Origin of the sequence: Arthrobacter sp. 35/47 (genome assembly GCF_000520475.1) — a bacterium.
Classification (GTDB): domain Bacteria; phylum Actinomycetota; class Actinomycetes; order Actinomycetales; family Micrococcaceae; genus Arthrobacter_D; species Arthrobacter_D subterraneus.
In genome coordinates, this window is sequence record NZ_KI914582.1 from 85,946 (window position 1) to 94,711 (window position 8,766).

Annotated in this window: 5 protein-coding genes; 4 read left to right on the forward strand and 1 reads right to left on the reverse strand. The window is 68.5% G+C overall.

Annotation, left to right across the window (positions count from 1 at the left end):
* Nucleotides 1-513: MFS transporter (locus tag X803_RS17190; RefSeq protein WP_035777501.1), on the forward strand; the 513-nt coding region annotated here is incomplete at its 5' end.
* Here the strand turns inward: X803_RS17190 and smc are convergent.
* Nucleotides 488-4,060, reverse strand: coding sequence for a chromosome segregation protein SMC (gene smc, locus X803_RS0101950; protein WP_026543812.1), 3,573 nt, complete (start codon nucleotides 4,058-4,060; stop codon nucleotides 488-490). The two genes, X803_RS17190 and smc, sit on opposite strands and share 26 nt — an antisense overlap.
* 282 nt (nucleotides 4,061-4,342) lie before the next feature.
* Here smc and X803_RS0101955 point away from each other — a divergent pair, with 282 nt between their 5' ends.
* The 3 genes from X803_RS0101955 to X803_RS17195 form a co-directional block, all read left to right on the forward strand.
* Entirely contained in the window at nucleotides 4,343-5,365 is a 1,023-nt protein-coding gene (locus X803_RS0101955; RefSeq protein WP_026543813.1) for a 3-oxoacyl-ACP synthase III, read from the forward strand.
* Between the two features lie 20 nt (nucleotides 5,366-5,385).
* Complete coding sequence (locus X803_RS0101960) at nucleotides 5,386-7,962, forward strand: alpha/beta fold hydrolase (protein WP_035777568.1); 2,577 nt, start codon at nucleotides 5,386-5,388, stop codon at nucleotides 7,960-7,962.
* Nucleotides 7,959-8,766: NAD-dependent epimerase/dehydratase family protein (locus X803_RS17195; protein WP_051470360.1), on the forward strand; the 808-nt coding region annotated here is incomplete at its 3' end. The genes X803_RS0101960 and X803_RS17195, both read left to right, overlap by 4 nt.

An 8,766-nucleotide genomic window follows, 5' to 3' on the forward strand; every position in this document is an offset into this window, starting at 1 on the left:
CTGTTCGCGGCCGCCGTGCTGGGCGCCGGCCCGGAGGTGGCGGGGATCTCGCTGGCCTTCTTCGCCGGAGGCACCGCGCTGGCCCTCACCGTGTCCGGCAGGCTCGCCGATTCACTCGGCCGGAAGCCGCTGGTGCTCACCGGCCTGGCGGTCAACGGTGCAGCCATGGCCGGCCTCGGCCTCACCACTGATGTGGTCGCCTTCCTGGCAGTGTCCGTCATAGCGGGCATCGGCGCGGGCATCCTCAATCCGGCCCAGCAGGCAGCCGTTGCCGATGTGATCGGCAACGAGCGCAGCGGCGGAAAGGTGCTCGCCGCCTTCCAGATGAGCACCGACACCGGTGCGATCTTCGGCCCGATCCTGGCCGGGCTCCTGGTGGATGCGTTTTCCTACGGCTGGGCGTTCGGCCTGACCGGCGTGACCGCCCTGGCGGCATTTCTGATGTGGACTGCGGCCCGGGAAACCCTGGGCGAGGCAGGCCAGCCCGTCAGGCGTCCACCAGCCGCTGGCTGATCACCGTGGACACGCCGTCGCCCCTCATGGTCACGCCGTACAGGGCGTCCGCCACCTCCATGGTGCGCTTCTGGTGGGTGATGACGATGAGCTGGCTGGATTCCCGGAGTTCCTCGAAGATGGTGATGAGCCGGCCGAGGTTGGTGTCATCCAGCGCTGCCTCGACCTCGTCCATCACGTAGAACGGCGACGGCCGCGCTTTGAAGATCGCCACCAGGAGCGCGACGGCGGTGAGGGACCTTTCGCCGCCGGAGAGCAGTGAGAGCCGCTTGATTTTCTTGCCGGCAGGCCGCGCCTCCACCTCGATGCCGGTGGTCAGCATGTCATCCGGGTCTGTCAGCACCAGGCGGCCCTCACCGCCGGGGAACAGGCGCCCGAAGACGCGCTCGAACTGCGCCGCCGTGTCACGGTAAGCGGCGGTGAAAACCTCTTCGACCCGCTCGTCCACTTCCCGGATGATGTCCAGCAGGTCCTTCCGGGTGGCCTTCAGGTCCTCAAGCTGGGTGCTGAGAAATTGGTGGCGTTCCTCCAGCGCCGCAAATTCCTCGAGCGCCAGCGGATTCACCTTGCCCAGCGAGGACAGGTCGCGCTCGGCGCGTTTGAGCCGCTTCTCCTGCTCCTCGCGGACAAACGGCACGCCTTCGCGGACCGGATTGCCGTCGTCGTCCACGGCCATCCGCAGTTCCGCCCATTTGTCAGCGGACTTCGCCGCGGAAGGAACCGGCTGGTCCGGACCGTACTCGGCAATCAGGTGGTCAGCGGTGAGGCCCAGTTCATCAATGGACCGGTTCTCCAGAGCCTCGATCCTGAGCCGCTGCTGGGCACGAGCCAGTTCATCCCGATGCACCGAGTCGGTCAGCTCCGCCAGTTCGGTCAGCAGCGCCTCGTTGCGGCTCCGTACCCCCGCGAGTTCCGATTCCCACGCCGACCGCACCTCCTCGGCAGCATTCCGGGCGCGCCCCGCGCGGTCAACCGAAACGTCAAGGAAGGCGAGCACCTGCCGCACGGCCTGGCCCACCGCCGTCGCTTTGGCACCCTGCAGCCGGCGGATCCGCGCCCGTTCCGCGGCCTGTTCCCGGGCGGCCCGCTCGGTCCGCGCTGCATGCTCGAGTGAGGCTGCCCGGTTCGACGTTGCCCGCAGCTGCTCCTCCGCGCTGCGCAGCGCAAGCCGTGCGTCCATCTCGGCCTGCCGCGCGTGCGTTGCGGCGAGCGCCAGCGTGTCCCTGGTCCCGGTGTCCGGCTCCACGTCCGCGGGAGCGTCCTGGGCGTGCGCCAGCCTCAGCGTGATTTCTTCCAGGCGTTCCTGCTCGGCAGCGAGATTGGCCTCGGCTGACTCCGCCAGGCGGGTGAGCCGCTCCGTCTCCCCTGACGCCGAGCGCAGCACGGAGCCCAGCTGGCCCAGCTTTTCGGCGACGGCGGCAAGACGCGCGTCCGACTCGTGCAGCCGTTCCAACGCCGCGTCCGCCCGTTCCTGGGCTTCCCGGCGCTGTGCGGTAGCTGCGGAGATCCCGAACCGTGCCCGCTCGTAGCGTTCGGTGGCGGTACGCAGCGCCTCCGACGCCTCGTCTACGGCAGCCTGCACCTCGAGGGTGCCGGGCGCCGCGGCGGTGCCTCCCCGCACCGAAACAGCCGTATAGAGGTCACCCTCGCGGGTTACGGCGGTCAGCGACGGGTACTGTCCCACCATGGCTGCGGCCTCGGTGAGGGAATCAACGACGACGACGGCCGCCAGGATCCTCCGGACCGCCCCTTCCAGCCCGCCGCGGGCGGTGACAAGCGAGGCCGCTGCACGTGCGCCGTCCGGCACGGCCGGCAGATCCGCTGTCTCGGGGTCCGCGCCGGCGACCAGCAGCTCCACCCGCCCGGCGTCGTCGTCCTTCATGCGGCGGAGGGCGGCTCCCGCGGTCTGGAGGGAATCCACCGCCACTCCCTCGGAGAGGGAGCCCAGGGCTGCCGCGATAGCAGCCTCATACCCCGGCTCGACGGACAGCAGTCCGGCGACCGGGCCGAGCACCCCCTCCTCCCCCGCATCCAGCAGCACGCGGGACCCGTCCCTGCGCTCCAGCCCGAGCCGCAGTGCTTCGATGCGTGCGGAGAGGGCATCACGTTCCCTCTCCGCTGCGCGTTCCTCAGCCCGGAGTTCCTCAAGCGCTTCAAGCACCGCCTCCAGTGCCGCGCCGGCCTCCTCATAGTCGGCGTCGAGGCTTTCCTCACCCTCCTCCGCGCCTGCCACCTGGGATTCCAGGGCGGTGAAATCGCTCTGTGCGCGGCGGCGCCGTTCAGCCACCTCCACGACGGATTCCCGGAGCCTGCCCAGCTCTGCCTCGGCGGCCTCCACGCGGGAACGCGCTGCGCCGACCTGGCCGGACAGCCTGGCCAGGCCCTCCCGCCGGTCCGCTGCGGCGCGCAGGAGCGAGGCAAGGCGCCGTTCCTCGGCGGCCGCCGCGTCCTCCGCGTCAGCCCGCTGTTCCAGGGCGTCCTCGAGCACCTCGGTGCGTTCGGCAATGTGCTCCTGCAGTTCGGATTCTTCCGCCCGCACCAGAGCCGCCTGCCGGTCCAGTTCCTCCGGGTCCCGGCCGCCCTCCGCCGGGGTGTCCACGGATCCCAGCAGGCGGCGCCGTTCCTCGGCCAGGTTGCCCAGGGAACGGAACCGTTCCCTGGTGGATGAGAGCCGGTACCAGGTGTCGCGTGCCGCATTCAGCTTCGGTGTTGCCTCCGCCGCGAGCCGCTCAAGCTCCGCCTGCCGGGACCGTCCCGTCTCAAGGAGGGCCTCGACCTCGGCCCTGCGCTCTTTCAGGGCGGTCTCGTCCGCAATCTCCTGCTCAAACGAGGTGGTCAGCTGTACCAGGTCGTCGGCCAGCAGACGGGCACGCGCATCGCGGGCCTCGAACTGCACCTGCTGCGCGCGGCGGGCGATGTCGGCCTGCTTGCCCAGCGGTGTCAGCTGACGCCGGATCTCACCGGTCAGGTCCGTCAGCCGGGTGAGGTTCGCCTGCATTGCCTCAAGCTTGCGGACCGTCTTCTCCTTGCGCCGGCGATGCTTGAGGATGCCCGCGGCCTCCTCGATGAACCCGCGCCGGTCTTCGGGCGTTGCGTGCAGCACACGGTCAAGCTGGCCCTGTCCGACAATGACGTGCATCTCCCGGCCCAGCCCGGAATCGGACAGAAGCTCCTGGATGTCAAGGAGCCGGCAGTTGCTTCCGTTGATGGCGTACTCGGATCCGCCGGCGCGGAACAGCGTGCGGGAGATGGTCACTTCCGAGTATTCAATGGGCAGCGCGCCGTCGGTGTTGTCGATGGTGAGGGACACCTGCGCCCGGCCCAGCGGAGGCCGCCCGGAGGTGCCGGCGAAAATCACGTCCTCCATCTTCCCGCCGCGGAGCGTCTTGGCACCCTGCTCGCCCATGACCCAGGCCAGTGCGTCGACGACATTGGACTTCCCGGACCCGTTGGGGCCGACGACGGCGGTCACTCCCGGCTCAAAGTCGAAGGTCGTCGCGGAGGCAAAAGACTTGAAGCCTCGGACAGTCAGACTTTTCAGGTGCACGGGACTCAGGTTCTCCAGGAGGGGTACGTTACCCACAATCTACTGCGTTCAACCGGGAATCATTGGTATTTCCACAGTGATCCGCTGCCCCCGGCCCGCCGGGTCAACGTGCCCTTATGTGCTGGAGGAACTAGGCTTTCCCCAGGATCGTTAGTAACCGAAGTATGCTTATCATTTCCAGATTGGCATCCAATGCCGGCCATGCGCTATCGGTTCCGGTGGAGCGAACAGCGGACCCGCGGATCACCCCGCAAGGGAACAGACGGACACGAGGCAGGAAATTTGACCGGCAACTTCAACTTCCGACATCGCAACACCGCTCTCCTCGGCGTGGAAAGTGTTGAAGCGCCGGTCATCATCACCTCAGCCGAGTTCGATCGCATCCTCTCTCCGGCGCTTCGCCGGTTGAGGCTCTCAAAGGGCCTCCTGCAACGGGTAGCCGGCATCACGGAGCGCCGCTGGTGGGCGCCGGAGACCGGCTTCGAGGACGGCGCCATCGAAGCGGGGGCCAAGGCCCTTGCGTCGTCGGGCATTGAAGCCTCCCAGATCGGGCTGCTGATCAATACCTCCGTGTCGCGGACAAACCTTGAGCCATCCGTTGCCGTCAAGATCCACAACGGGCTGGGCCTGCCCTCCTCCGCCATGAATTTCGACGTCGCCAATGCGTGCCTCGGCTTTGTCAACGGCATCACCCTGGCAGCCAACATGATCGAGGCGGGGCAGATCCAGTACGCCATGGTGGTCAACGGGGAAGACGCCCAGGCCACCCAGGAAGCGACGCTCAGGCGCCTGAATTCGCCCAGCGCCACACGGGAAAGCTTCATGCAGGAGTTCGCCACCCTCACCCTGGGCTCCGGTGCAGCCGCCGCTATCCTCGGCCCGGCTGACCTGCACCCGGGATCCCATCGCATCCTGGGAGGCGTTGCCCGTGCCGGGACAGAACACCACGAGCTGTGCGTCGGCGGCATCGACGGAATGTACACCGATGCCCAGGGCCTGCTCGACGGCGGCCTCCAGCTGGTCGTCGAGGCCTGGGAGGAGGCACAGACCCAGTGGCAGTGGGCGGACATGGACCGCTACATCACCCACCAGGTGAGCACCACACACACCAACGCGATCATCGAGGCCGTGAACCTCGATCCCAAGAAGGTCCCCCAGACCTTCCCGCGGTGGGGAAACGTGGGACCGGCCTCCCTTCCGATGACCCTTGCGGCAGAGGCCCAGACCCTGACCTCGGGTGACCGGGTGCTGTGCATGGGCGTGGGATCCGGCCTCAACACCGCAATGCTGGAGATTGAGTGGTAGAACTTCCCGGCGTCGACCCGATGTGGTCGACCTACCTCGACGTGCCGTCCACCGCCGCCGTGGACCCTGACGGAACCGTCAACCGGTGGCATTACCTGGACAATCTGCCCTCCCTCGTCGGCGAGACGCGCGGCACGCTCCTGTGCGTGCACGGGAACCCCACGTGGTCCTATCTCTGGCGAACGCTCCTCGCAGCCGGCGCCAGGCAGGGGTGGCGGGTTGTTGCCGTGGACCAGCTCGAAATGGGTCTTTCAGAGCGGAGCGGCCGGAAGCGCAGGCTGGCTGACCGGATCCGTGACCTCGAGGACTTCACGGGTGCGCTTCGGCTCCGCGGCCCGCTGGTCACCGTCGGCCACGACTGGGGCGGGGTTGTCAGCCTCGGATTCGCGGACCGCAACCGCGAGGACCTCGCTGCGGTTGTCCTGACCAATACCGCGATTCATCAGGATCCCAACGCTCCGATTCCCGCGCCGCTCCGGCTGGCCCTGAACGGGGCCGTACACCGGCTGGGCACCTCCACCACCCCTGCCTTCCTTGAAACCACACTCGCGCTGGCACGCCCCCGGCTCTCCCCCGAGGTGCGGGCGGCCTACCGCGAGCCCTACCGCACGGCCTCGCGGCGCCGGGGCATCGAGCAGTTCGTCGCCGACATCCCCGTTGGGCCCGCCCATCCGAGCCATGCCGAACTGACCCGAATCGCCGGAAACATCCGCACGCTCGATGTGCCGGTGCTGATGCTGTGGGGCCCTGAGGACCCCATCTTCTCGGACACCTATCTCAATGACCTCACCAGGCGCCTCCCGCAGGCCGACGTACACCGGTTCGAAGGTGCGGGCCATCTGGTCGCCGAGGACCGCGACATCGCCGCACCCATCTTCGACTGGCTTGGTGACCGTGAGTCCATCTCCGGTGCGAAGGTGCCCGCATGTGCCTCCGCCGGCTCATTCACTCCGCTCTGGCAGCAGATCCGGGACCGCGGCACAGGGGATTCCGCCAGCACGCCGGCCGTCGCCGATATGGGGACCGACGGCGAAGTGGCCCGGCTCCTCTCCTGGCGGGAACTGGACCACAGGGTCAGCAGGCTCGCAGCAGGCCTGCACCGGATCGGCGTCAGGTCCGGCAGCAGAGTCAGCCTGATGGTCCCGCCCGGAGTTGAGCTCACTGTCCTGATCTACGCATGCCTACGACTCGGCGCTGTCATTGTGCTCGCCGACGCCGGGCTTGGAGCAAAAGGCCTCAGCCGTGCAGTCCGCGGGACGGTTCCGGATTTCCTGGTGGGCATCGAGCGGGCACTGGTTGCAGCGCGCGTCTTCGGCTGGCCCGGCACACGCATCAGCGCCGGACCGGTGCCTGCCTCGCGCGCCCGGCTCCTCGGGGTCACCCACCACCTGAGTGACCTCTCCGGGGGAAGCTCCGCCTACCAGGGAGCCGACCCCTCCCCCGACTCCGACGCCGCAATCCTGTTCACGTCCGGTTCAACAGGACCGGCGAAGGGAGTGGTCTACACACACCGTCAGCTCTCCGCGATGCGTGACACCCTGGCCGTCACTCTCGGACTGACGCCGGGCAGTGCACTCGTGGCCGGTTTTGCACCCTTTGCACTCCTCGGACCCGCGCTCGGCGCGTCCTCAGTCACCCCCGCAATGGACGTGACTGCGCCGGGGACCCTCACGGCGCGCGCGTTGTCCGACGCGGCGGCAGCCATCGAGGCCACCACGGTGTTTGCCTCACCGGCCGCCCTGCGCAACGTCCTGGCTACGGCGGCGGACATCACGCCGCGCGGCGGGCAGGCGCTGCGCCGGATAAAGATTCTGCTCTCCGCAGGGGCACCCATTCCGTCGAGTCTGCTGGAGGAGCTGCAGGCACTGGTGCCCAGTGCTTCCCTGCACACCCCCTACGGCATGACTGAGGTCCTCCCCGTCACCGACATAGACCGCGAAGGCATCCGAAAAGCCGCTGCCCTGCCCGTGCCGGGAACAGGAAACGGTGTCTGCGTGGGCAGTGCCGTGCCTGCAGCGGAAATTTGCATCAGCGCCCTCGACTCCAGTGGCGCCGCCTCCGGCACACCCACCACGAAACCCGGTGTCACCGGTGAAATCCTCGTGCGCGCCCCGCACGTCAAGGACCGTTATTTCCGGCTGTGGCTGACAGAGCGGGAATCGTCGAGAACCGCGGGCTGGCACCGGACCGGCGACGTCGGGCATCTCGATCGCGACGGGCGGCTCTGGGTCGAGGGAAGGCTCGCCCACGTGATCACCTCTGCATCGGGAGTCCTCACACCGGTTGGACCCGAGCAGGCCATCGAAAAGCTCGACGCCGTTCGTCAGGCCGCCATGGTGGGAGTGGGGCCGGCGGGCACCCAGGCCGCTGTCGCCGTCGTCGTACCGGCGGACGGTGGGAAAGCATCGGGTCTCGCGCCGACCGGCCTGGCAGACAGCGTCAGGCAGGCGCTCAGCACGGGCGGCTTGTCCCCGGCTGCGGTGCTGACCCTCCCTGCGCTGCCCACGGATGTCCGCCACAATGCGAAAATCGACCGTGCCGCCGTCGCAAAATGGGCAGCCGACGTACTGGAAGGCCGCGGGAGGAAGGCCCCGTGAAGGTTCTCGTCACCGGTGCCAGCGGGATGCTCGGCGCTGCCGTGGCTTCCCGGCTCGTCCGGGACGGCCATACCGTCCGCACCTTCCAACGCCGTCCCTCCGGTGTCCCCGGGGCGGTGGATGTGGCCGGAGACCTCGGTGACCGGGCCGGCCTCCTGCGTGTCGTTTCCGGGATGGAGGGCGTTATCCACCTCGCGGCAAAGGTGTCCTTCACCGGTAACCCTGCCGACTTCCGCCGGATTAACGTAGACGGTACAGCGGATCTCCTGGAGGCGGCGCGGGCTGCCGGAGTGGAACGCTTTGTTCAGGTTTCATCGCCCTCCGTGGCGCACACCGGCGATTCCCTTGTGGGCGCGGCCGCGGAGCCGGCCAATCCTCAACGCGTGCACGGCGCCTATGCGCAGACCAAGGCGCAGTCGGAAATCCTCGCCCTGGCTGCTGACTGCAGGAACCTGGCCGTCACCGCGGTCCGTCCGCACATCGTGTGGGGACCGGGTGACGCCCAACTGGTGGAGCGGGTCCTCAGCCGCGCACGGGTGGGACGGCTTCCGCTGCTCAGCGGCGGTACTGCGCTCGTGGACACGACCTACGTGGACAACGCCGCCTCGGCCATTGCTGCGGCGCTTGCCCGCATGGAATACGTGCATGGTCAGGCGCTGGTGGTGACGAACGGCGAACCGCGGCCCATCGGGGAACTCCTCGCCCGCATCTGCGCCGCTGGTGGCGTTCCGGAACCGCAGAGATCCGTGCCCGGCTGGCTGGGCCGGCTCGCGGGCCGCGCCGTCGAAACCTTCTGGCGGGGCA